22 protein-coding genes are annotated in these 21,256 nt (G+C 38.6%); 8 read left to right on the top strand and 14 right to left on the bottom strand.

Features of this window, described 5'->3' with window-relative positions:
* Positions 1-3 precede the first annotated feature (3 nt).
* The 6 genes from EHQ52_RS01190 to gshAB are packed head-to-tail and all read left to right on the top strand — an operon-like array spanning position 4 to position 8,098.
* A complete protein-coding gene (locus EHQ52_RS01190; protein ID WP_135613474.1) occupies positions 4-1,176 on the top strand; it encodes a GNAT family N-acetyltransferase in 1,173 nt (390 codons plus the stop codon).
* The gene (clpS, locus tag EHQ52_RS01185) at positions 1,173-1,496 is read left to right on the top strand and encodes an ATP-dependent Clp protease adapter ClpS (protein ID WP_100710057.1); all 324 of its coding nucleotides are present in this window, start codon (positions 1,173-1,175) and stop codon (positions 1,494-1,496) included. Before EHQ52_RS01190 ends, clpS begins: the two co-directional genes overlap by 4 nt.
* Positions 1,493-3,736, top strand: a complete 2,244-nt coding sequence (clpA, locus tag EHQ52_RS01180) for an ATP-dependent Clp protease ATP-binding subunit ClpA (protein ID WP_135613473.1) — start codon at positions 1,493-1,495, stop codon at positions 3,734-3,736. The genes clpS and clpA overlap by 4 nt, the downstream gene beginning before the upstream one ends.
* Positions 3,736-5,499 carry a gamma-glutamyltransferase gene (gene ggt, locus EHQ52_RS01175; protein ID WP_135613472.1) on the top strand — a complete coding sequence of 588 codons (1,764 nt, stop codon included), beginning with the start codon at positions 3,736-3,738 and terminating at the stop codon, positions 5,497-5,499. The genes clpA and ggt overlap by 1 nt, the downstream gene beginning before the upstream one ends.
* 29 nt (positions 5,500-5,528) lie before the next feature.
* A complete protein-coding gene (gshA, locus tag EHQ52_RS01170; RefSeq protein ID WP_135613471.1) occupies positions 5,529-7,070 on the top strand; it encodes a glutamate--cysteine ligase in 1,542 nt (513 codons plus the stop codon).
* Positions 7,058-8,098 carry a bifunctional glutamate--cysteine ligase GshA/glutathione synthetase GshB gene (gene gshAB, locus EHQ52_RS01165; RefSeq protein ID WP_167492168.1) on the top strand — a complete coding sequence of 347 codons (1,041 nt, stop codon included), beginning with the start codon at positions 7,058-7,060 and terminating at the stop codon, positions 8,096-8,098. Before gshA ends, gshAB begins: the two co-directional genes overlap by 13 nt.
* On the opposite strand, the gene EHQ52_RS01160 is transcribed toward gshAB, so the two are convergent.
* The 9 genes from EHQ52_RS01160 to EHQ52_RS01120 all read right to left on the bottom strand — a co-directional run bounded on the left by EHQ52_RS01160 (position 8,081) and on the right by EHQ52_RS01120 (position 13,695).
* The gene (locus EHQ52_RS01160; protein WP_135613469.1) at positions 8,081-8,341 is read right to left on the bottom strand and encodes a glutathione S-transferase N-terminal domain-containing protein; all 261 of its coding nucleotides are present in this window, start codon (positions 8,339-8,341) and stop codon (positions 8,081-8,083) included. The two genes, gshAB and EHQ52_RS01160, sit on opposite strands and share 18 nt — an antisense overlap.
* Position 8,342: 1 nt before the next feature.
* Positions 8,343-8,654 carry a Grx4 family monothiol glutaredoxin gene (gene grxD / locus EHQ52_RS01155; RefSeq protein ID WP_135613467.1) on the bottom strand — a complete coding sequence of 104 codons (312 nt, stop codon included), beginning with the start codon at positions 8,652-8,654 and terminating at the stop codon, positions 8,343-8,345.
* Between the two features lie 22 nt (positions 8,655-8,676).
* Positions 8,677-8,901: a BolA/IbaG family iron-sulfur metabolism protein gene (locus tag EHQ52_RS01150; protein ID WP_135613465.1), complete on the bottom strand. Its 225-nt coding sequence runs from the start codon at positions 8,899-8,901 to the stop codon at positions 8,677-8,679.
* 65 nt (positions 8,902-8,966) lie between these two features.
* Positions 8,967-9,239 carry a BolA family protein gene (locus tag EHQ52_RS01145; protein WP_135613463.1) on the bottom strand — a complete coding sequence of 91 codons (273 nt, stop codon included), beginning with the start codon at positions 9,237-9,239 and terminating at the stop codon, positions 8,967-8,969.
* A complete protein-coding gene (locus EHQ52_RS01140) occupies positions 9,239-10,012 on the bottom strand; it encodes an ABC transporter permease (protein WP_135613461.1) in 774 nt (257 codons plus the stop codon). Before EHQ52_RS01140 ends, EHQ52_RS01145 begins: the two co-directional genes overlap by 1 nt.
* Positions 10,009-10,926: an ABC transporter ATP-binding protein gene (locus EHQ52_RS01135; RefSeq protein ID WP_135613460.1), complete on the bottom strand. Its 918-nt coding sequence runs from the start codon at positions 10,924-10,926 to the stop codon at positions 10,009-10,011. The genes EHQ52_RS01140 and EHQ52_RS01135 overlap by 4 nt, the downstream gene beginning before the upstream one ends.
* A gap of 62 nt (positions 10,927-10,988) precedes the next feature.
* Entirely contained in the window at positions 10,989-12,368 is a 1,380-nt protein-coding gene (locus tag EHQ52_RS01130; RefSeq protein WP_135613458.1) for a dihydrolipoyl dehydrogenase, read from the bottom strand.
* Positions 12,369-12,536: 168 nt separating this feature from the next.
* On the bottom strand, positions 12,537-13,352 hold the full coding sequence (locus EHQ52_RS01125) for a hydroxyacylglutathione hydrolase family protein (RefSeq protein WP_135613457.1): 816 nt from the start codon (positions 13,350-13,352) through the stop codon (positions 12,537-12,539).
* A 28-nt stretch (positions 13,353-13,380) separates the two neighbouring features.
* Entirely contained in the window at positions 13,381-13,695 is a 315-nt protein-coding gene (locus EHQ52_RS01120; protein ID WP_020768055.1) for an STAS domain-containing protein, read from the bottom strand.
* 276 nt (positions 13,696-13,971) lie between these two features.
* On the opposite strand from EHQ52_RS01120, the gene EHQ52_RS01115 reads away from it, so the two are divergent.
* Entirely contained in the window at positions 13,972-14,928 is a 957-nt protein-coding gene (locus EHQ52_RS01115) for an MBL fold metallo-hydrolase (RefSeq protein WP_135613456.1), read from the top strand.
* Positions 14,929-14,959: 31 nt separating this feature from the next.
* Positions 14,960-16,453, top strand: a complete 1,494-nt coding sequence (glpK, locus tag EHQ52_RS01110; RefSeq protein ID WP_135613454.1) for a glycerol kinase GlpK — start codon at positions 14,960-14,962, stop codon at positions 16,451-16,453.
* Here the strand turns inward: glpK and EHQ52_RS01105 are convergent, their stop codons facing one another.
* The 5 genes from EHQ52_RS01105 to EHQ52_RS01085 form a co-directional block, all read right to left on the bottom strand.
* Positions 16,454-17,746 (bottom strand): hypothetical protein, encoded by a 1,293-nt coding sequence (locus EHQ52_RS01105; protein ID WP_135613452.1) that lies wholly within the window; start codon positions 17,744-17,746, stop codon positions 16,454-16,456.
* 14 nt (positions 17,747-17,760) lie between these two features.
* Positions 17,761-18,048 (bottom strand): hypothetical protein, encoded by a 288-nt coding sequence (locus EHQ52_RS01100; RefSeq protein ID WP_135613451.1) that lies wholly within the window; start codon positions 18,046-18,048, stop codon positions 17,761-17,763.
* 50 nt (positions 18,049-18,098) lie between these two features.
* Entirely contained in the window at positions 18,099-19,079 is a 981-nt protein-coding gene (locus EHQ52_RS01095; protein WP_135613449.1) for a PP2C family protein-serine/threonine phosphatase, read from the bottom strand.
* Entirely contained in the window at positions 19,076-19,693 is a 618-nt protein-coding gene (locus EHQ52_RS01090) for a hypothetical protein (RefSeq protein ID WP_135613448.1), read from the bottom strand. The genes EHQ52_RS01095 and EHQ52_RS01090 overlap by 4 nt, the downstream gene beginning before the upstream one ends.
* A gap of 131 nt (positions 19,694-19,824) precedes the next feature.
* Positions 19,825-21,243 (bottom strand): MBOAT family O-acyltransferase, encoded by a 1,419-nt coding sequence (locus EHQ52_RS01085; RefSeq protein WP_135613446.1) that lies wholly within the window; start codon positions 21,241-21,243, stop codon positions 19,825-19,827.
* Between the last annotated feature and the right edge of the window lie 13 nt (positions 21,244-21,256).

Genomic DNA, 21,256 nt, shown 5'->3' with positions numbered 1-21,256 from the left:
AAAATGCCCGGTAAATCAAAGATCCGCAGGATACCTTCTCTCCAAGAAATTTCTCCAGAGGAGTGGAACCTTTTAGGAGATCCAGAAAATCCTTTTTCCAATCATGAGTTTTTGCATTCTCTGGAACTTTCTTCCTGCGTAGGGGAAAGGACTAGTTGGCATCCTGAGTATTGGGTGGCGGAAGACGATGATGGGATACATTCTTCTCTTCCTTTTTATCATAAATACGATTCATACGGTGAGTATATTTTTGATCATTCCTGGGCAAATTTTTTCTCTCAGAACGGACTTTCGTATTATCCTAAGGGGATTGTAGCTTATCCATTCACTCCTGTGAACGGTAAAAAAATATTCAGAAGAAAGAATGTATCTGCAGAAGAAGCGTTGGATATCCTACTTCCTCCCTTATTGGAAAATGCAAAAACAGAAGGACTCTCCAGCATTCATTTTCTATTTTTAGAAGAAGAGGAAGCCAAAGCATTAGAGAAACGTGGATTTGCTACTCGTATCACTCACCAATTTCATTGGAAGAATAGGGGATATACTGGTTTTGAGAATTTTCTAGGAGATTTTAGATCCAAGAAAAGGATACAGATCAAAAAGGAAAGAGAGACAATCAAAGAATCTGGGATCCAAATCCTATGTAAAGAAGGCAAAGATATCTCTGAAAGGGACATGGACTCTATTTATTCTTTTTATACAGAGACCTATTCCAGGAAATGGGGATCTCCTTATTTGAACCGAAAATTCTTTAAGATCATTTTAGAGAAATTTTCACAAAATCTGGTATTATTTTTAGCGAAGAAGGATGGAGACACGATAGGCGGAACATTCAACCTGAAAAAGGGAAAGAAGTTGTATGGAAGATATTGGGGTTCTTCTGGTCATTATCCTTTTCTACATTTCGAATGTTGTTATTATGCCCCTATTGAATACGCGATCAAGAATGGTTTTGAAATTTTTGAAGCAGGGGCCCAAGGAGAGCAGAAGTTTTTAAGAGGATTTCCTGCAGTTCCTACTTATAGCTCCCATCTTATTTTCCATGACCAGGCTCGAAATGCGATTGAACGTTTTTTAGAAAGCGAAAGAATGCATATGCAAGAGATGATAAGAGAAACTAATCTATCTTCCCCATTAAAGAACGAGGTTGTAAGGGGAGAATCCGAAGACCAATGAGCGATTTAAAAACAGAAGAGCAGGTTCTCACAAAAGAGAAACTGAAACTTAAAAAGCCAGCCAAGTATAGGGTAGTGATCTTAAATGATGATTATACCCCTATGGAGTTTGTGGTTTGGATACTTCGCGTGGTATTTTATCGGACTCAGGTCGAGAGTGAACAAATAATGTTGCAGGCACATACGACCGGAAAGGCACTTTGTGGAGTCTATTCTCATGACGTTGCCAGAACAAAAGTGAACGAAACTCATATACTCGCAGAGGAACATGGACATCCTTTGCATTGCCAAATGGAAATTGAAGAGGGGGAAGAATCATGACATTATCCGAAGAACTAGAAAAATCTCTTAACCAAGCAAGAACGGAAGCCCTCAAAAGAAGAAATGAGTATATCACACTTGAGCATATTCTTCTTTCCTTAACGAATGATCCAGTTGCTGTAGAGGTCCTTATCGCATGCGGCGCTGATCTGAATCAGTTACGATCTGAATTAAAAGAATACTTAGATACTGAAATGGAATCGGTTCCAGAATCTTTTGGAGAAATAGAGCCTGAATATACAATCGGCGCTCAAAGAGTTCTTCAGTTAGCCGCGTTTCATGTACAGTCTACAGAAAAGAAAAAATTGGATGGAGGTTATGTACTTGCCTCTCTCTTCAGAGAAGATCAATCTCATGCAGTTTTCTTTTTAGGAAGACAGGATATTTCCCGCTTCGATGTGGTACGTTATATTTCACATGGCATCAAAAAATCAGGGGAGAAGGTAGGAGAAGGAAATTCTACCGATGAGACTTCTAAAAAACAAAGTGGAGATGCTTTGGCTGATTTCTGTGTGAATCTGACTGAAAAAGCAAGCCTTGGCAAATTGGATCCACTCGTCGGAAGAGCAGAAGAGATTGAAAGAACGATTCATATTCTTGCAAGACGTCGCAAAAACAATCCTATTTTCGTAGGAGATGCAGGAGTTGGAAAAACTGCAATTGTAGAAGGACTCGCTCTTCAGATCGTAAACGGAAAAGTCCCTGATGTATTAAAAAATACGAAAGTGTATTCTTTGGATATGGGGCTGTTACTTGCAGGAACCAAGTTCAGAGGAGAGTTCGAGGAAAGACTGAAGAATGTTGTGCAGGCTATTTCTTCCGATCCGGACAATGTACTATTTGTAGATGAGATCCATACAATTATAGGTGCGGGTGCTGTATCAGGAGGATCTTTAGATGCTTCTAACCTTTTAAAACCTGCTCTCTCGAATGGAGAACTTCGTTGTATTGGAACTACAACATATAAAGAATATAAAGCGATCTTTGAGAAGGACCATGCTCTTTCCAGAAGATTCCAAAAATTAGAAGTAAATGAACCAAGTGTAGAAGAAACCATCCAGATCTTAAAAGGACTTCTTCCTAAATACGAACAATTCCACTCCGTAAAATATTCTTCCGGAGCCGTAGAAGAAGCAGCAAAACTTGCAGATCGTTATATTCTAGATCGCAAACTGCCAGACAAGGCGATCGATTTGATCGATGAGGCTGGTGCAAAAGTAAAACTACGAGAAAGTTCTAAGTCCAAAATCGTTAGTGTAAAAGAGATAGAGGAACTTGTATCAAAAATTTCTAAAATTCCTCCACGCACGGTTAAGGCAGACGATAGAGAAAAACTCAAAAACCTGGACGAAGAATTAAAAGGAAAAATTTACGGCCAAGACAAGGCAGTGATTGAACTCGTCCAAGCGATCCGGCTCTCCAGGAGCGGATTGTCGGAACCTGGAAAACCTGTGGGATCTTTCTTATTCGCGGGGCCGACTGGTGTTGGTAAAACCGAATTATCCAAACAACTTGCTGCAATCTTAGGTGTGGAATTCATCCGATTCGATATGAGCGAGTATATGGAGAAACATACTGTTTCTCGCCTTATCGGTTCTCCTCCTGGTTATGTAGGCTTTGAGCAGGGTGGTCAATTGACCGATGCGATCGTTCGAACTCCTCATTGTGTTCTTCTTTTAGATGAGATTGAAAAGGCTCACGAGGATATTTATAATATTCTACTTCAGATCATGGATCATGCCACTTTAACTGATAATAATGGCAGAAAGGCAGATTTCAAACAAGTGATTCTGATCATGACCACAAATACTGGTGCCAGAGAAAGGGCCTCTAATCCATTAGGATTCGATAATACTGCCATGACTGATCGTGGACTAAAAGCAATTGAGAAGCAGTTTTCTCCTGAGTTTAGGAATAGGCTTACTGCAGTCATTGAATTCGCTTCTTTAGATGAGGGAACTGTTTCCAAGGTCGTCCGTAAACAGTTAGAACTTTTAGAAGTCAGACTCAAAGAGAAAAGTATCCAACTTCATTATGAAGAGGATGTTCTAATCTGGATCGCTAAAAAATCCTATGATCCTCTCTTCGGAGCAAGGCCAGTACAACGATGGATAGATTCTAATATTTCCAAAAAACTATCTGAAGAGATACTCTTCGGAGAATTAAAAAACGGCGGGGATGTGAATTTGGAAATACAAAACGAGGAACTGAAATTAGTCTTCCGTTCTAGAGAAAAATAATGTCTTTTAGAACGGTTAGACCTAGTCCCAAATATTTCTTTGCACTTTCTATTCTGCTTCTTCTTGCTTTTGGATCCTGCAAGAAGAATATACTATTCATCGAAGGAAGAGAAGTTTCTACCCAGAACCTTGTGGCTCCTAAGTTTGGCATAGATCCAAACACTTTGTTTGCGGAATCCAAGAAGATCATGATCTCTACGGATTCCATAGATTCCTCCAAGGTGGGATTGGAGATCTATAAAAAAGGTGGAAACACGATTGATGTGGCGGTTGCTTCTTCCTTTGCAGTTTCCGTTACCCGTCCTTCGTCCACAGGAATTGGTGGAGGCGGATTTTTAGTCTATCATCATGCGAAATCTGGAAAGTCATATGCTTTTGATTTCAGGGAAAGAGCACCTTCTTTAGCAAACCGTAATATGTATAAGGGCCGCCCCAAGGAAGAATCCTTACTCGGATACAAATCAGTGGGTGTTCCTGGAATGGTAGCCGGCCTTGTGCAGATCCATAAAAAATTCGGAAAACTTCCTTTAAAAGAAGTTTTGGCTCCTGCAATCCGATTGGCCGAACAAGGATTTATAGTATATCCGGATCTTTCGGAAGCGATCCAAGAATCAGAACAGGATATGAGTCCTGGAATGAAGAAGATCTTTATACCTGGAGGAAAAATTCCAGAGCCTGGGGAAGTTTTTGTCCAAAAAGATCTGGCAAAAACTCTTAAGATCATTTCTGAAACTGGTGACAAGGACTTTTATACTGGAGCAATTGCAAAGGCTCTCGCAGAAGAAGTATCTGCAAACGGCGGTCCAATCCATTTTAGTGATCTGAAAAATTATAAGGTAAAAGAAGAAAAACCTTTAGAGATCACTTACAGAAATTATAATATTAAGACGATGTTTCCTCCTTCTTCTGGAGTTCATCTTTTCACAATGTTGAAGATGTTAGAAACAAAAGAACTTCATTCCATGTATGATTTCTCCCAAAGCGACTATTATCACTTTTTGGCAGAAGTTATGAGAAGAGGATATTCTGATAGGGCAGTCCTTGGAGGAGATCCAGGATTTACAAAAATCCCTGTGGAAACTTTAGTCTCTTCTGAGTATGCTAAGGAAAAAATTTCTGACTTTAATCCGGGAAAAGCAACTCCAAGTTCTACTTACTTAAGTAGATTGAATTTAAAGGCAGAATCTCCTCAGACAACTCATATCTCTGTAGTGGATGCGGAAGGAAATGCGGTTTCTACCACTCATTCTATCAATTATCGATTTGGTGCAGCTGTAGTGCTCGAAGGTTATGGTTTCGTCCTGAATGATACAATGGACGATTTCAGTCGTTCTCCTGGAGAGCCTAACGTATATGGGTTAATTGGTGCAGAAGCGAATTCTATCCAACCTGGAAAAACACCGTTGAGTTCCATGTCTCCAACTATCGTTTTGAAAAATGGAGAAACATTTCTGGTTACTGGAGCCCCGGGTGGTTCTTATATAGTAAATGCAGTTTTACAATCCATATTATTTACTTTAGATTTGAATCTTACACTCTATGAATCAGTTGCAAGGGGAAGAATTCATCATCAGTTTTTCCCAGATGCACTTTCTGTTGAAGGTCCTGCGACTGATACTGCTACTTTCAATCAGTTGAAGGCAAAAAAACACGAGGTAAGACTCGGAAATAATATGGCAAAACTATTCTGTGTAAAAAGAGAGAATGGTACATTGTATGGTGCAGCGGACCCAAGGGGAGATGGAATCCCTCTGGGGGAATAATATTAAAGAAAAAGAACTAGGAATATAAAATGAATCAATCCGCCAAAACTCCGGTATTTCCAAATCTGCGTCACGCTGTGAAAGCGAAACACGGTTTGGAAAAGGAAAGTATGCGTATATTTTTCGATGGAAAAATTGCTACTACTCCTCATCCGGAATCCTTAGGTTCCAGTCTTACGAATCATTTCATTAAGACTGATTTTTCGGAACCTCAGCTTGAATTTGCTACAAATCCAAGACCTAGAATTGAAGCAATCGTAAGAGAATTACAAGATCTGCATATATTCACTTCCAGGCATTTAAAAGAAGAATGGATCTGGCCTTTTAGTATGCCTCCTATTCTTCCTAAAGAAGATAAAGACATTCCTCTTGGACAGTACGGTCATTCTTTTTCTGGAGAATGGAAAACAGTCTATCGTAATGGACTCGGTCTTCGTTATGGAAGGAGAATGCAGACCATCTCAGGTGTACATTATAATTTCTCTTTTTCGAATTTGTTCTTAAAACAATTTTTGGGAAAAGAAATACATTCATTCACTAAAGAAGAAATTTCGGAATTATATCTATCTGTTACTCGTAATTTTATGAGAAGGGTTCCTGAAATTCTCTATTTAACTGGAGCCACTCCGGTTTTTGACGAAACTTTCTTACCAGTGCCAAGCGATTTTCCTTTTGTAAAACATAAGAATCATACGTACTATGCCCCTTATGCTACTTCTTTAAGAATGAGCGAGATTGGGTATACGAGCAAGGTGCAAGATGAACTTCCTATCAATTATAATTCTTTAAAGGAATATATAGATGGAATGTGTTATGCAGTTAGCACTCCTTATGCAAAATACCAGCCACATGGTGGGATTCCAAACCAACTTAATGATCATTATCTGCAGATAGAAAACGAATTCTATTCCCCAATCCGACCTAAACAAATCCCTAAAAATGATGAAAGACCTTTGGATGCTCTTCAGAGTCGTGGGATCCAATACATTGAGATACGTTGTTTAGATCTTCAACCTGAATCTCCTACCGGAATTCATAAGCCGAGTCTTGGTTATATACAAATGGTCCTTTTAGATGGTCTCTTGAAAGAAAGTAAATCCATAGGCCAAAAAGAGAAACTTAGGATCAGAGAAAATACAAAAAGGATTATCTGGGAAGGAAGAAAACCGGGTTTAAAAGTTTTAGGAGATGATGGAGAAGAGCAGGATTTCTTAACCAGAGGGAAAGAGTTCACCCAAAGCCTTTTGCCAATCGCAGAAGAGTTGGATCGTCATACTGGAAAAAGATTCTACCAAGAAATATTAAACATTATGAATAAACGTTGGGAAGATCCAAAATGTACACCTTCTGGAAAACTAATGGATCGTATCATCAACGAAGACTGGGAATTCAGAGATTTGGGAATTCATTTGGCTAAAGAAAATTACAGAAACCAGTCCCAGATGGAACTTACACCGGGTAAATTTGCTATGTTTGCTAAAGAAGTCCAAAAGTCACTGGCAGAGAAAGTCAAAATAGAAGAATCTGAAAAAGTGAAGAAGAACCCAACTGCAAGGATCTGCAACCATTGAAATATAAATTGGAAGCTGGGCAAAAATTAGATCCAAACGAATTCATCCTAAAAGGATTCGAGGATCTGGAGATTTCCACTCAAATAGTGATCCGTGATGCGCTTAATCGAGGATTAGAAGTAGAAGTTTTAGATCGCCCCAGCCATTTCATTCGACTAAACGGCCAAGGTGTCACAAGACTCGTAAAAGAAGCCTCCAAAACAGAATTAGATTCCTATATGACCTTCCTCGTGATGGAAAACAAAACCATTACTAAACGTATTTTAGAAGAATCGAATATATTGGTTCCTAGAGGGACTGCAGTTTCTGATCTAAACTCTGGATTGGAATTCCTAAATAAGAACTCTGATCGAAAGATGGTAGTGAAACCTGTCACTACCAATTTCGGGATTGGGATCAGTATTCTTCCTCCTTCTTCTTCCAGTGAAGAAAAAAAGAAGGCTCTGGAAATTGCACTTGGATTTTCAGAAACAGCAATTGTAGAGGAATTCGCAGAAGGAAACGAATATAGATTTTTAGTGATCGGTGACGAATGTGTCGCCGTATGTAATCGTATTCCTGCGAATGTAACAGGCGATGGCAAAAAGACAATCAGAGAATTAATAGAAGAAAAAAATTCAGATCCAAGAAGAGGAGTGGGTCATGTGACTCCTCTGGAAAAGATCAGATTAGATGACACTGAATTAAATGTACTTAAAGAATCTGGAAAATCTCCAGAATTCATTCCTGGCTCTGGAGAAAAAGTTTTTGTTCGTAAAAACTCGAATATCAGTACAGGTGGAGATTCTGTTGATGTAACAGATATTGCAGATCCTTCTTATAAAAAACTGGCAGTACAAGCTGCAAAAGTTGTAGGAGCAAAGATTTGTGGGGTAGATATTATAGTAAAGGAGCTGGAATCCGAAGGAGATTACAGGATCTTAGAGTTAAACTTCAATCCTGTATTATATATTCATAATTATCCTTATTCAGGAAAAAATAGAAAGGTAGGGGAGAAAATTTTGGATGTATTAGGTTACAATTCCTAATTTTTGGATCTTACTTTTTACATAGTCCACGATATCTCTGGACTCATACATTTTAATATCGCCATCTACCAGAAAAGGAACCTGAGAGAGTCCTCCTAAACGTAGGACTTCCTCTCTGCCCGGGGTTCCTCTGCTGGCTTCTACCAATTCGTAATCCTTGCCTTCTTTTAGGCCCATTTCAGAAAAATGGCCTCGAACGAAAGCGCAATAAGGACAGGTATCGTATTGGAAGAGTTTCATCATATTAAGCGCCGATCTTTTTTTGAAGTTCTCCGCTTCTTGCCATTTCCACTACGATATCATGGCCGCCTACAAATTCTCCGTCGATGTATAACTGAGGAATGGTTGGCCAGTTTGCAAATTCTTTGATCCCTTCTCTGACATTCATGTCAGAAAGAACATTAAACGAGTTATAGTCTGCACCTAAACTTCTGAGAACATTGGTTACTCCTGCGGAAAAACCGCACATAGGAGCGTCAGGAGTTCCCTTCATAAACAGAAATATTTTTTTAGAAGCGATCAGTCCTTCGATCTTATCTTGTAATTCTTTTTCCATGATACTTATTCCTATCTGTTAGTTATGATACTTTGGTTTCCAGTCCTAATGCATGGACTTCTGCTTTTAATTCGTCCTTTAATGTGGCGTACACCATTCTGTGTTGTTCCACGATGGACTTTCCGGCAAATCCGGAAAACTTTACGATCGCTTTGATATGCACTCCGTCATTGTAAGGATCTTGGATCTCTACTTCCGAGCCTGGAAGTCCTGCTTGTATTTTTTCCTGAATTTCTTGGACAGTCATCTGTTATATCTTAGACTCTAATACTATCAGCACTTTTTAGAATCTCTTCCCGGACAATCTTTTTTCTAAGGGATAGAAGTCTTTAATTCCAGAGCATGGACACCCCATTCTTTTAGGAATGGATCCATGATCTGGTAAACGGAGCGATGTTGTTCCAAAAGAGATTTTCCTTGGAATTCAGGACTCGTAATAAAGATCCTGATATGAGTTCCTCTTTTTTTGCGGGTTGGGTTGCCGGAATGTCCAGCATGTTGTTCTGAAAAATCCTCTATTCTTAATTCAGAAGGAGAAAGTCCATTTCTCAAAAGTCTTTCCATTTCTATAAACATATCTTGCATTAGGTCCTCGTTCCGTAACCACGACTGAGTAGAAATACGGAGACAGAATAAAGTAGAATGGTTCCTATCACTAAAAGTCCGATCGCCTCTAATGGATCAATATCGCTTACTCCTAAAAATCCGTAACGGAATGCATTCACCATGTAAAGAATAGGATTAAACCTAGAAACGATTTGCCATCCTTCCGGAAGCATTTTGATAGAGTAGAATACTCCACCTAAATAGGTAAGAGGTGTCAGTATGAATGTAGGAATGATGGTAACATCGTCGAATTTTTTGGCGTAAAGTGCATTCAGAAATCCGCCCATAGAGAACATCAGCGCTGAAAGTGCTACGGTTACGATTACGATCCAAGCATCATAAAGTCTTAATTCAGTGAAGAATAGGGACACCAGTGTTACTATAAATCCTACTAACACTCCTCGGACCACTCCGCCGATAGAATATCCGAGCACGATCAGATACGCAGGAGTAGGGGAAACTAGTAACTCTTCTATATTCTTTCCGAATTTTGCTCCAAAAAAAGAAGATACTACATTGTTATAAGCATTTAGTATCACAGACATCATTACAAGTCCAGGAACGATAAATTGGATATAGGTATGACCTCCCACATCTCCAATTTGAGATCCCACCAATTTTCCAAAGATAAGGAAGTATAATGAAATCGTAATACCCGGAGGGATCAATGTTTGGATCCAGATCCTTAGGATACGAATTGTTTCTTTTCGAACAATTGTGGAGAATGCGTTAAATTTTTCTTCGAAGTTCATAGTTTTTTCTCCACTAGTTTCAAGAATAATTCCTCCAATCTGTTCGACTTATTTCTCATACTTGATATTTGGATCCCGCTCTTGTCTAAAAGTCTGAATAACTCATTTAATGAATTATTCTTTCCTATATCTACTTCCAGTGTTAGATCATCCACCTTATTCAAATGGAATCCGTTTAGATCAATTGTAGAAGTGACTGGTTGTTTTAGATCCAATACGAATGTCTGTGAATCTAATTTTACCAGAAGTTCCTTCATAGAAGTGTTTTCTACGATCTTTCCTTGGTCTATGATCGCTATCTTCTTACAAAGATTTTCAGCTTCTTCCAAGTAATGTGTAGTAAGAATGATTGTGATCCCTGATTCATTCAGTTTAACTAAGAAGTCCCAGAGAGATCTTCTGAACTCTATATCCACTCCTGCAGTCGGCTCATCCAAAATCAGAACTTTTGGGTTATGGACGAGTGCCCTCGCGATCATGAGCCTTCTTTTCATTCCGCCAGAAAGTCTGCCTGCACCTTCTTTTCTCTTTTCGTAAAGGCCAAGTTGGCTTAAATAATTATGAGTTCTCTCTACAGCTACTTTTCTAGGGAGACCGTAATACCCACCTTGATTAGCAACTATTTGTTCTACTCTTTCAAATATATTAAAATTGAATTCTTGAGGGACTACACCAATATAAGATTTTGCTAATGTGAGTTCTTTGTCTATGTCCGCTCCGTAAATTTTCACTTCTCCTGAAGTTTTATTTACTAAGGAACTTAAGATACCGATCGTAGTGGACTTCCCCGCACCGTTAGGACCTAAAAGGGCAAAAAAGTCCCCTTCGTCCACAGTTAGATCAATTCCTTTTAAGGCCTGCACCCCTCCGGCATAGGTCTTCACCAAATTTTTTATCTCTAAGGCTTTGTTCATTCCCGAAAAATCGCTCCAATTCTATGATTTTGAACAAGCCCTGTTTCGACAATCTTTTGGCTTTAGGAAGAGCTTAAGATTTCTCTTGCTTTCCTGGCAGCGTTTCTTGCGATTTCAGGCAAAGCGGGATGAACATAAATCATCTTTAGCAAGTCATCTAGAGTCCCACCCATGGTCATCAGGAGTATAAAAAGATGAATGAGGTTAGAAGCCTCATCTCCTAGGATATGGGCTCCCAGGACTTTTTTGGTTTTAGGACTTACTAATATTTTGACGAATTGGTCTTCAGATAGTCTCGCCATTCCTGTGGCACTGCTGGAATATGGATTGATAGCGGAGATATATTCGGTCCCTTCTTCCTTCAATTGTTGTTCAGTTTTACCTACAGCTGCTACTTGAGGATGGGTGAATACAGAATGGGGAACGGGAGGATATTCGACCGGAGTTCTATGTTTGTCCACATATAGAGAATTAAATAGGAATTCCCCCTCGAAGTTTACTGAATGTCGGAAGAAATATTTTCCAATAATATCTCCCAGAGCATATACACCATCCGCAGTGGTTTCAAAATATTCGTTTATTTTGATATAACCTTTTTCGTCTGTTTTGATATCAGTGCGTTGTAGGTCCAACCAGTCGGTATTCGGTTTGATACCAGTTGCAACGAGTAATGCGTCTCCTTCTAATATAAAAGTCTCAGAAGAATTTTGGCATTCCAGACGGAATATGCCGTCTTTATAGTCTACCTTCTTCACTTCAGTTCCTAAACGAACATCTTCTCTTTTAGAAAATGCTTTTTCGAAACCGTCTATGATATCCTTATCTTCGTGAGAAAGCATTCTGTTCCGAACGATAAAAGTTGTTTTAGAACCGAATGCAGAATATGCAAATCCAAGTTCCAAACCAATATAACCTCCGCCGATGACTAAAAGACTTTTGGGAAGTTCGGTTCTTCTTAAAGCTTCTCTGCTAGTCATATAAGGAGTTCCTTCAAGACCAGGAATATCAGGGATAGAAGGTCTACATCCGGCAGCTATAAAGATACGATCTGCGGTGAGCAATTCTCCATTTACTTTTACTACCTTATTCTCTACGAATCTACCTTCGTGAGGATAAAAGTCTATGTTTGGATTTTTTTCGTAAGCAGGTAGGATACTGTCTGAGTCTGCATCCACTGTTGCGGAAACTCTTTCTACCAAAGTTTTAAAATCTACTGAAAATGGGCCAGGGATCCCTAATTGAAATTTGGAGGCATCCTTTGCTTGTGCTAAAATTTCCGCAGGATGGACTAACATCTTAGAAGGGATACAACCCCTGTTCAAGCAAGTCCCTCCCAAACGATCTTTTTCTAAAATTGCTACCTTATAACCAAGTTTAGAAGGAGGTGTGACAAGCTTTGTTCCTCCTCCGGAGCCTATTACGAGAATATCATACTTTTTCATGCGGTTAATTCAATGGAGAATGGGATGCTTCTAAACGAAAAGAATTCTTTTGGAGAGGGCCTCAGATAAATTCCAAAAATTTACCAGAGTATTCTCCCTGATTCACAAAATATTAGATATTGTTTGTACTCATTTTGGGAAAATAAAAAGAAGAAGTTTTAGATACTTCTACCATTTATCCCGGAGAGACCTTAGGGCAATAAACAGAGTTTGGGGATCAGAAGCTAAGGATTGATTTTGCATTTTATTTTTAATACCAGAGACTAGATTTTCTTTTGGATCAAATATAAGGAAGAATGGATTAAATGTTCTTTCTTCGGAGAAGTTTGTGGTCCAAAATTCTTGGTCTTCTTTCATACCTTCCGCCTTAGTCAATGCTTTGGTAGCGGCTTCATTTTTAGGATCAATCGCTAAACTGAATTTCAGATTGTTTTTGAGATAATCATGTCCCGGGTATAATCTAACATTTCCCGGGAGATTTTTGAATTCTTTTAAGACAGTTTCGTAAAGTGTTTTAGGATCTCCACCTCGAGTGCAATTTCCTACACCTGAATTAAAGATTGTATCTCCAGTAAATACTGCGTAAGGAGTTCCATTTTCAATCTGCAAAAGACAAACATGCGCAAATGTATGTCCTGGAGTATAAATAACTTTTAGATAAGAATTTCCGTCCGGGCTTTCTAAAATTTTCTCTCCTTCTTTTAAGGAATGAGAAGCATGTGGGATTTTTCCGATCCCGGCGGGATGTGACAGCACCTCGGCTCTATATTTGGAAACAAGTCCATCGTTTCCGCAGGTATGATCATTATGCTCGTGAGTATTTAGAATATAATCCAGGTTCCAGGACTTCTTCTCCAAAACTTGGGAAATTTGGTCCGGATCATATGGATCTATAGAAAGAGTTTTTTGGGAATTAGGTTCTCTGACTAGGTAAGTAAAATTTCGGAGAGGACTGTCTGTGTAGATCCTTAGGACTTCCAACATGGATTTTAGACAAAGGTGAGAAGAAGTCCTATTGGATAATATCCAGATGTTTGTCTAGATTCGCGATCCTCAAAATAGTCATCACATCTCTACTTAGGTTTCTGAGTTTCAGATGACCATGTCTTTCTGTGACGTATTTTTGGGTATTGAAGATGGCCCCGATCCCGGAAGAGTCCAAGTATACATCCCCTTCGAAGTCCAGGATGATATCTTTATGGCCCTCGTCAAACTGGCGAATGATGAGTTCTTTTAACGCAAATGCGTTCTTTAGGCTTACATTCCCCTGGATCTTAACTACACAAGACCCTTGTTCTAGGGATACGTCTGTTTGAAAACCTTCCAATGAGTGGCTCCGATCTCTATTTCTCTGACTATCCTCGGGTTAAGAAAACAACGGATCTCCGAAAGAAATCTCGGAATTAATTTCTAAACCGGGAGTGAACCCGATCCAATAGACTAATTTGTGGCAAAGAAGAGGTAAACTCTTTTTTAGAACGAAAACTGATCTAAATCTATTTCAAATAAAATAAGAAATCGCTCGCAAAAACTACTGATTCAGTAAAACTGAGTGCTCGATTTTGTACCGAAACTTAAGAATTCGGACGATATTTAAAACTGTATGCGGATCAAATTCTGGGGAGTGCGGGGCTCCATTTCTTCCCCCGTTCAGGGCGACCTGATTCGATCTAAAATTCTTAGGATACTAAGTTTGGCATCTCCGTCTGACCTCCAAAGTCCGGAGGCCATCGAGGATTTTTTAGACTCCTTGGCACTTTCCAATTGGAGCACCTACGGTGGGAATACGACCTGTATTGAGATCCGAGATAAAGAAGATAAACTTGTTATCATAGACGGAGGCACTGGTCTCCGAGAACTGGGAAACTCCATCTTACACGAAGGCTACGATACAGGAAAAGGAAAAGCGGTTTGGATCTTCACCCATACTCATTGGGATCATATCCAGGGAATCCCATTCTTCGTTCCCCTTTATACTCCAGGCAATAAATTTGAATTTGTAAGTTCTGTAGAAAATCTAGAAGAAAGATTAAGATACCAGCATACATTTACTCATTTTCCTGTTCCTTTCGACGGTTTCCAGGCAGAGAAAACTTTCAGACATGTTCCAGAAGGTAGAGCATTCAGAGTAACAGATTCTATAACTTCTATCTCTAAAGCAGTCCGTCACCCTGGCGGAAGTTTTTCTTATAGGTTCGAAGAAGATGGCAAGGCACTTATCTTTGCTTCAGATGCAGAGTTCAATTTGGACGAGATGGAAAATATAGAAGATTATCTGAACTATTTCAGAGGAGCTGATGTTCTAGTATTCGATACTCAATATACTTTCGAAGAGTCCTTACAGAAAATCGACTGGGGGCATAGTACTGCTTCCATGGCGACTGACATCGCTCTCAGAGCGAATGTTAAAAAGTTAGTAATGTTTCACCATGATCCTTCTTATGATGATGAAAAATTGGATGCAGTTTATCTGCGCGCGATTAAATACAAAGAAATGTTTGATCCGGACAACCAATTAGAGATCATCATGGCAAGAGAAGGTCTGGAAATCCAAATTTAATCTTTAATTCAATCGATCAGGGAGTTATCGAATGAGTGAATATATCATCGGAATAGATGCCGGTACCACAGGTATACGTACTTTTTGTTTTAGCAAATCCGGAACAGTGATTTCAAGCGCTTATTCCGAATTTAAACAACATTTTCCTAAACCAGGTTGGGTAGAGCATGATCCCGAAGAGATTTGGGCAAAAACTGAAAAGCTTATCTTGAAAGCGATCCGCAATGGAAAGTTAAAACCTGAAAAAGCGGTTGCTATAGGGATTACGAACCAAAGGGAAACGACTGTATTATTCGATAAGGATACCGGCGCTCCTGTTTATAATGCGATCGTATGGCAATGCCGTAGGACCTCCGACTTTTGTTCCGGATTAAAGAAAGAAGGATTAGAGCCAATATTCAGAAGAAAAACAGGCCTAGTAGTTGATGCTTATTTCAGTGGAACTAAGATCAGATGGATCTTGGACAATGTAAAAGGCGTAAGAGCAAAGGCTGAAAAAGGCAAAGTCCTTTTCGGAACGATAGATACTTATCTTTTATATCGTTTGACCGCTGGAAAATCACATAAAACGGATCATACAAACGCGAGTAGAACTCTTATCTTCAATATTGAGAAAAAAGAATGGGATAAGGAATTATTAAAAATATTACAAATACCTGAAGCAATCCTTCCCGAAACTCATAATTCCAGCAGTTTGTTCGGAAGAACAGAAGGAGTGAAGGGGCTGCCTGATGGAATTCCAATCTCATCTTTAGTCGGAGACCAACAGGGTGCATTATTCGGACAATTATGCACTGAACCTGGAGAGGCAAAGAACACATACGGAACTGGATGTTTCTTATTATTCAATACAGGAAACAAATTACAAATTTCTAAAAACAATTTGATCACTACGCTAGCTTGCGGGCCAGAAGGAAAAACGGTCTATTGTTTAGAAGGTTCCATTTTCATCGGTGGAGCGGTAATCCAGTATCTAAGAGATAATCTCAGATTTTTCAAGGAATCCAAACTTTCGGAGAAGATGGCTTCTTCCGTTACCAAGGATGATGATGTGGTTTTTGTTCCTGCATTCTCCGGTTTGGGCGCTCCTTACTGGGATATGAATGCAAGAGGTGCGATCTTAGGTCTTACTAGAGATACCACCCAAGAACAGATCACAAGAGCAGCATTAAAATCAATCGCATTACAATCTTATGAACTAGTGGAAGCGATGGAAAATGATACTGGTTCCAAGCTGAAAGTCCTAAAAGTGGATGGTGGAGCAACTGCAAACAATTGGCTCATGCAATACCAAGCAGATATTTTAGGGAAGAAGATCGTAAGGCCTTCCAACCTGGATACAACTGTTTTGGGAGCAGCATATCTCGCAGGACTGGAAAGAGGTTTTTACTCTTCCGTAAACGATCTAAAGAAAAACCAAAAAACTAGTAAGGAATTCTCTCCTAAATTAAGTTCCAGCTTAAGAGAAAAAGAGATCCGAGTCTGGAAGGATTCAGTAAAAAGAATTCTTACACCTGAATCTTAATCAGTAAGAAAAAGAGAGCAGGCTAAACTCCAAGGGTTTCCTTTCTGAGTTGATGCCTGCTCCTATGATTAGTTTCGCCTGATCATATTTGGGAATTTCTAAAATAGAATCCGCTGAAATTTTAAAAAACTCATACTGATCTCTTTCTTTTTTAGAAAGATAAATATCTATTCTCAAGACTTCCATATATTTCAAGATACGAAGAAGTATTTTATCCTTTGTAATCGCATAGAGCTCAATCTCGTTAGAAGATCTATTTAGATTAAACTTTTCTCCAGGAATACCTTCGAATTCGATCTCTGTTCTAGAGGTTTCCTCTTCAGCTGAGTCTTTGTATAAAGGGAAATTCCCTTCTTCGTAATATATCCTTCTGGAGAATCTTCTGAAGATCTCTTTTTCTACAATTTCAGGAAAGGATTCTCCTGGTTCAGGCTTTTTACTTGGGCCATCTAAAATCTGTTTCCATTTGTTTTTGGAAACATTCTTCTCTACCATTCTTCGAACAGGAGGAGAAAGTTTGGGAACCGAAAATTTTAAGATCCTTTCATCCAATTTGTTTAAAATAGAATTTAAGAATGGTCCATGTATTAAAGGAAGTATTTCAATAGAAAAGATACGATCCCTTAAGAATTTAGCAAATTCTATCTCGTGAGTAAATAGATTAGAAACAAGTCCCTGTTCTTCTGTGGGAGTTCCCGCATATAGAATTTTTACCAAACGAAATAGATATGTCTTACTTTCAGGATCAAAGTATAATTCTTCGATTTTCTTAATTATATCTTCTTCATTTAATTCGGGATTCACTATATCTCTGAGAGAAAGATATTTGGTGGAGAACATTCTTTTTCGGAACATTCTATAAAGTGTAAACTTTCCAGTTTGGATACTTCCCACTTGTGTTTGTAGATTTTCCCGAGTTATAAGGATAGGTGTGTGAGATCTTGCTGTTTGAGTTCCCACAACCTTGTAAGGATTGGAGCGAATTGGGTAGCTTGCACCTTCAAATATTTCTTCTGATTCTTTAGGGAACTTAGACTCTTCGGAATAAAGCAATCCATCTGAAAATTTCAAGTATGGTGGGGTTTTGATCGCAGAACTAAGAGTGATCTTTCGATCGTATTCTAATTCATAAAGAAATTTAGGAATTAGTGCTGCTTGCGAATATAGAAAGGGGAGTTCTTCGATTTGACTTAATTGAAAATCATAAAAGGGAGAAATTTTAGAATGAACTCTTGCTACAGAATCGGGGTTACAGAATAGAAAATGATAATTCTCTCCCTCAAGATAGATCATGGGAAATTTGGTGTTTAATCTTCTTCGATTAGATCCGGATGTAAAACGGAAAGACCTGGGGCTTTTGTTTCTCGTTTAGAAAGTTTAGAAATCAGTCGTTTTTTGAATAAGGTCCAATCGTAGGTTTGTTTTAAAGAACTTAACTCTTCTTCGAAGCCGTATTGTAAAAAGTCCAGTGTCTCTTCTTCCGAGAGTCCTGTGACAAGACTACTATCTGAAACCACTCTTAAAATTTTACGAATATCTCTTTCATTCCAGAGTAGGATTCCTGAAAGTCTAACGACCCAATATTCATGGTCCATTCTTACAGATTCGCTGATTATTTCTCTTAATTCAAGAGTAAATTATATTCTTAAAATTTTCTGATTACTAAAAGACTCATATCGTCTTGTATTCTTCCGCCTGTATGTTTCACAACGTCGGAGAATAGATCATCTATTAGTTTGCGGATATTTTTCTTGGGAGCAGTTTCCAGAAATTTATATAAATTCTCTCCATAGTATCCGCCAATACTTCTATTCTTTTGTTCGAAAAGTCCGTCTGTAAAACAGAACAGAATATCATCTCTATCCATTTTGAAACTTTCAGAAGGTTTTGGCTTTTTGAGAGGAGAATTCATCACAGTAGAAAGGAATTTTCCATCAGTGCTTACAACATAAGTTTTGTCTTCTTTGCTCTTATACAGAACCAAACTTGGATGGATCCCAGAATGTAGAAAATTTCCTTTAGTATCTGCCTTCATCAAAAGAAAAGTAGCATAAAGACTACGATGGATATGAGGAAATGTATTCGTCCTTTCTTCCAAATGTTCCAACATCTGGTCTATGATCTCATGGGGGGTTTCAAATTTATGGACCAGATGGCTCATTTGGTTCATGATCATAAGACTAAATAGTCCAGCCACATACCCATGACCTGAAGTGTCTCCGATCCCCATCCAATAATTTCCGTCTTTATCTTTTAGAAAATTATAGAAGTCCCCGCCGATCGGGTTATAAGTCATACATCTTCCGCGGATCTCATAATTTTCATCTACATAATCCAAAGGGAGAACGTAGTTTTGCATCCTACTGTCTCCTCTGCGGAATCGTTTGATTATTTTCCCGAACTCTTGCTCTTTTGGTAGGATCTTCTCAGTTAAAAACAGAACGAATGCAGAAAAATTAATGAATAAAGTAAAACAACATACTAAAAGTAAAACGATTGGAATTCTAACTGGAGGAGTGTAAAATTTAAGTCCTATTCCCAAACTACCCAAAATAGAAAGATTCAGCACGATCAATACCGGCCAAGCGTCCTTCATGTACTGTTTGATCGTAGTGGAACTTCTCATCTTACTTTAAAATAGGCATGGCCTTGGTATTCCTTCTTGGAATAATTCCTACGAGAGATACGGAATAATTCATCTTCTGCATAAGGTGTATTTGTTCCTTCTACAACTCCGAAAGGTTTTTCTCTGTATCCTGATTCATAGATCATAGGAATTAAGGAATCATTAGAAGGATCGTAATGATACAATAGTTTGTGAGAAGTTTCCAGGAAATTTATTTCGGGACCTGAGATTTGTTTTCCATCTTTCCAAACGGATTCTTCTTTTTTGATTTTTTGAGTAATGAGAAGCAGCCAATTTCCTCTGGACTCGTATTTTCCGGATCCTTCTATTTGGATTCGACGAATTTCTCCTTTTTCTTCGATCTCCCTCAAGTAGTACTTTTGGAAAGATTTTTCTGAATTAGAAAAATCCAATCTTTCTGCTTGGTTTTCCTTATAAGTCACTGAAGTAAAAGGAGAGAAGGGGGGAAGTTTTTTGCTGTATATTCCCTTTAAGATTATATCGTTAGAAGATTCAGGTTTTTCAGGAAGTTCTCTGATCCAGGAAGGTGGAAAACATCCATTAAGAAGTGAAAGAAATACAAGTATTCTTAAAACTGTAAGTAGATCTTTCATAGGAAATCTGGGAAAAGAAACACATTATTTACGAGTTTCTAATTCTCTCTATACTTCCAAAATCCACTTTAGGCTTACGAAAGGCAAACCGGAAATATCATAATACTCCGGCTTGCAACCAGCCGATCCGACTAAAACTGGAAGTAGATAAACTCTCCACCACCATCTCCAAATATACCCATTAATAAAAGTATAATGATGGAGAAGGAAGGTAATAACCAGCGGAATCTGATCTGTATTTTCTCTCTGATGCTAGGATAATATTGAACCGCATTCCAGAGGAATGTAAATAGAATGAATAATGTCAATTCTTCCCAGCGCACCAATGCCTTTCCGCCGACTACATTTAAGAAACCTGTAAAATACTCCCAAGCTAAACTAAGTGAGTTTTTACCTGCAACTGCAGTTCGGAAGAAGATACCTGAGATCGCAAATAAATGAATGATCAAGGCCACTTTCCAGAAACGTTTCCAGCCTCTTGGTTCTTCTTCTTTTTTAGGATCACCTGGAGATATAATTCTTTCTACTGCCAGGATCAGACCTAGGTAAGCTCCCCAAAGAACATAGCCAAAGTTTGCTCCATGCCATAGACCACCTAAAGTCATTGTGATCATCGAATTGGCTTGTGTTCGCCAGAATCCACCTCTGCTTCCACCTAATGGAATATAAAGATAGTCTCTTAGCCAAGTAGATAAGGTAACATGCCACCGTCCCCAGAATTCTCTGAAACTTGGTGAAAGGAAAGGTCCTCTGAAGTTTTCCGGGATCTCATAACCAAGTAAATATGCGGAACCTCTTGCGATATCCGTGTACCCGCTGAAATCACAATATACCTGGCATGCAAATCCGAATGTTACTATATACAGACTGAAAAAATTATATTCTCCAGGATGCTGATAAATTCCTGAGATGATCCCTGAAATATTATCAGCGATCACTACCTTCTTAAATAAACCAGAAAGAATTAGAAAAATTCCCCATTGCACTCGATTGAAATCAATTGCAGGTTTATCCAGTTTAGGAAGGAAATCTGTAGTCCTCATGATCGGTCCTGCGATCAATTGAGGGAAGAATAGAATGAATAAGAAATAATCTAAGGAAGAGATCCTTTCAGGAACATGATCTCTATGGATATCCACTTGTAGCGCGATCAGCTGGAATGTATAAAAGCTGATTGCGAGTGGAAGAGGAATATGGATCCCTTTTCCAAATTCTGAAAATTGCAAAGTTCCTGTGAAGAAGTCCAATGAATCCAGAAAGAAATAGAAATATTTGAAGAATGCTAGGTTAACAAAATTGAGAGCTATGATCCAGATCAGAAGTTTAGATGTAGATTTTCCTTCTCTTTTTTTCTCCCAAAGTTTGAGTGAAAAATAAAAGTTCACTGCGATCACGAGCAAGAAGTGGATCGAAAATGCAGCGCCTGAGTAAAAATAAAAAAGAAGGGAAGAGATTAAAAGTAGAGGTTTCCTTCCTTTTTGAGGAAGGCTCCAATACAGCAAGAATGTAAGCGAAAATAAAGCTAGATAGGGAAGGGAGTTAAAAAGCATTTTAGAATTATTT

The organism is Leptospira koniambonensis, from assembly GCF_004769555.1.
In the GTDB taxonomy this organism is placed as follows: domain Bacteria; phylum Spirochaetota; class Leptospiria; order Leptospirales; family Leptospiraceae; genus Leptospira_B; species Leptospira_B koniambonensis.
Note: the sequence above shows the minus strand (reverse complement) of the source record. Positions and strands in the feature narration are given on the sequence as shown.

Coding starts and splice junctions, on each gene's coding strand:
- EHQ52_RS01090 (WP_135613448.1), bottom strand. CDS start 19,693: ATGAAAGATCTACTTACAGTTTTAAGAATACTTGTATTTCTTTCACTT.
- gshA (WP_135613471.1), top strand. CDS start 5,529: ATGAATCAATCCGCCAAAACTCCGGTATTTCCAAATCTGCGTCACGCT.
- EHQ52_RS01125 (WP_135613457.1), bottom strand. CDS start 13,352: ATGTTGGAAGTCCTAAGGATCTACACAGACAGTCCTCTCCGAAATTTT.
- clpS (WP_100710057.1), top strand. CDS start 1,173: ATGAGCGATTTAAAAACAGAAGAGCAGGTTCTCACAAAAGAGAAACTG.
- EHQ52_RS01135 (WP_135613460.1), bottom strand. CDS start 10,926: ATGAACAAAGCCTTAGAGATAAAAAATTTGGTGAAGACCTATGCCGGA.
- EHQ52_RS01095 (WP_135613449.1), bottom strand. CDS start 19,079: ATGAGAAGTTCCACTACGATCAAACAGTACATGAAGGACGCTTGGCCG.
- grxD (WP_135613467.1), bottom strand. CDS start 8,654: ATGGAAAAAGAATTACAAGATAAGATCGAAGGACTGATCGCTTCTAAA.
- clpA (WP_135613473.1), top strand. CDS start 1,493: ATGACATTATCCGAAGAACTAGAAAAATCTCTTAACCAAGCAAGAACG.
- EHQ52_RS01085 (WP_135613446.1), bottom strand. CDS start 21,243: ATGCTTTTTAACTCCCTTCCCTATCTAGCTTTATTTTCGCTTACATTC.
- EHQ52_RS01145 (WP_135613463.1), bottom strand. CDS start 9,239: ATGCAAGATATGTTTATAGAAATGGAAAGACTTTTGAGAAATGGACTT.
- ggt (WP_135613472.1), top strand. CDS start 3,736: ATGTCTTTTAGAACGGTTAGACCTAGTCCCAAATATTTCTTTGCACTT.
- EHQ52_RS01150 (WP_135613465.1), bottom strand. CDS start 8,901: ATGACTGTCCAAGAAATTCAGGAAAAAATACAAGCAGGACTTCCAGGC.
- EHQ52_RS01100 (WP_135613451.1), bottom strand. CDS start 18,048: ATGGACCATGAATATTGGGTCGTTAGACTTTCAGGAATCCTACTCTGG.
- EHQ52_RS01190 (WP_135613474.1), top strand. CDS start 4: ATGCCCGGTAAATCAAAGATCCGCAGGATACCTTCTCTCCAAGAAATT.
- EHQ52_RS01130 (WP_135613458.1), bottom strand. CDS start 12,368: ATGAAAAAGTATGATATTCTCGTAATAGGCTCCGGAGGAGGAACAAAG.
- EHQ52_RS01105 (WP_135613452.1), bottom strand. CDS start 17,746: ATGATCTATCTTGAGGGAGAGAATTATCATTTTCTATTCTGTAACCCC.
- glpK (WP_135613454.1), top strand. CDS start 14,960: ATGAGTGAATATATCATCGGAATAGATGCCGGTACCACAGGTATACGT.
- EHQ52_RS01140 (WP_135613461.1), bottom strand. CDS start 10,012: ATGAACTTCGAAGAAAAATTTAACGCATTCTCCACAATTGTTCGAAAA.
- EHQ52_RS01115 (WP_135613456.1), top strand. CDS start 13,972: ATGCGGATCAAATTCTGGGGAGTGCGGGGCTCCATTTCTTCCCCCGTT.
- EHQ52_RS01160 (WP_135613469.1), bottom strand. CDS start 8,341: ATGATGAAACTCTTCCAATACGATACCTGTCCTTATTGCGCTTTCGTT.